Origin of the sequence: Lacrimispora amygdalina, from assembly GCF_900205965.1 — a bacterium.
Lineage (GTDB): Bacteria > Bacillota > Clostridia > Lachnospirales > Lachnospiraceae > Lacrimispora > Lacrimispora amygdalina_A.
Window position 1 is genome coordinate 1 of sequence record NZ_OAOF01000077.1, and the last position, 1,136, is coordinate 1,136.

Annotated in this window: 3 protein-coding genes; all 3 read left to right on the top strand. The window is 26.6% G+C overall.

Features of this window, described 5'->3' with window-relative positions:
- Nucleotides 1-364 (top strand): hypothetical protein (locus CRO04_RS25735; RefSeq protein WP_207654529.1); only part of this gene is annotated, 364 nt, incomplete at its 5' end.
- Nucleotides 365-376: 12 nt separating this feature from the next.
- Nucleotides 377-925 carry a hypothetical protein gene (locus CRO04_RS25740; protein ID WP_097007067.1) on the top strand — a complete coding sequence of 183 codons (549 nt, stop codon included), beginning with the start codon at nucleotides 377-379 and terminating at the stop codon, nucleotides 923-925.
- Nucleotides 897-1,136 (top strand): HPr family phosphocarrier protein (locus tag CRO04_RS25745; protein ID WP_097007068.1); only part of this gene is annotated, 240 nt, incomplete at its 3' end. The genes CRO04_RS25740 and CRO04_RS25745, both read left to right, overlap by 29 nt.

The following is a 1,136-nucleotide window of genomic DNA, read 5'->3' on the forward strand; positions in this document are numbered from 1 at the left end:
ATTCAAAGGAGAGTATATGTGTTTAATGATTATTTCATATATTTTAATTATTATTGGTTTTATTTTATTTCTTAACAGGAAAAGAATTAAAAGAAGTGATCAGAACCTAAAAGTGGCAAAAATAACAGGAATAACAAAAATTGAGAGTAGAAACTATGAATTAGTAATCCAGTATAGTTTTGACGAAGGAATGACATTCAAGACAGATACTCTTCAAACAAGAAAAAAGAAATCCATAAATGATGATATTATCATTAAACTTTTTGATGATGGTTCAATAAAATTATATGAGGCAGATAAGAAAATGATTTTAATCTGTATTATTTGCTGGATAATAGGAATCATGCTTTTGTGTATTCCTTAAATAGGAGGTATAATGAATATTACAGTACGCCTTTATAAATTGCACGATTATGACTTGATCTATTTATATAAAAATCTGAGATTTCCCGTTAGAGATGCAATGAAATTAGCGCTCGAATCGTATGTTAGAAATACACCATTATTTCTTAAAATACCAATTGATACACCGGAAATAGAAAATTTGAAAGATATAAAAAACGTTCAATTTCATCTTAAATTAGATGAAGACAAAGATGCAGATATAATACTTTATTTAAGCAGATTAAAGAAGTACTATAGAAATTCTTTTCTGAAAAATTTACTGAGAGGTTATTTAGCAGGTCCAGCTACATATGTGTATGAAGAAAATATAGATGTCGTGAATAATCAAAAAAGATATCAGTTAGTAGAAGATAATTTGTTAAGTGTTAAAACACTCGAATTATTAAAAAAAAGGAAAAGAAAGAAGGATCATATTATTTTGACTTTAGACCAAAAAAGATTATTTGAATTAGCTGGAGCTTTAGATGGCAATGATTTGGAGGTGATTATTAATGATAGAAATCCTATTAAAAATCAATAGTTCAGAGGAAGCTTTAAAATTAGTAACGCTTGCAAATAAATTAGATAACGATATTGATTTTTCGAACGAACGGGTAGTGGTTGACGCCAAAAGTGTAATGGGAGTATTATCTACTGATTTTTCAAAACCATGTAAGATTACAATATATACAGATCTTATTGATCAAAGTATAGATTTATTTATTAAATCAATTGAAAATATTATAAAAATG